1 protein-coding gene is annotated in these 320 nt (G+C 60.3%); it reads right to left on the bottom strand.

Annotated elements, in window-relative coordinates:
• On the bottom strand, positions 1-320 hold a 320-nt coding region (locus HWE04_RS24635), incomplete at both ends, for an NAD(P)-dependent oxidoreductase (RefSeq protein WP_241813930.1).

The following is a 320-nucleotide window of genomic DNA, read 5'->3' on the forward strand; positions in this document are numbered from 1 at the left end:
GCGCGCGGCACGACTTGGCCATAGTGGATGTTGAAGCCGTGGGCGAAAGCGACGGTGGCGCCTTGCTTGGCGAACGGCGCGACGTTTTCGGCATAGACCTGACCGATGTTTTCGTCGGGCAGCAGGATCATGATGACGTCGGCGTCCTTGACGGCGTCGTTCACTTCAGCGACCTTGAGGCCGGCCTTCTCGGCCTTGGACCAGGAAGCACCACCCTTACGCAGGCCAACGGTGACCTTCACGCCCGAATCCTTCAGGTTCAGCGCGTGAGCGTGACCTTGCGAACCGTAACCGATGATGGTCACGTTCTTGTTCTTGAT

This window comes from Herbaspirillum sp. C7C2, from assembly GCF_022627865.1.
GTDB lineage: Bacteria > Pseudomonadota > Gammaproteobacteria > Burkholderiales > Burkholderiaceae_D > Herbaspirillum > Herbaspirillum frisingense.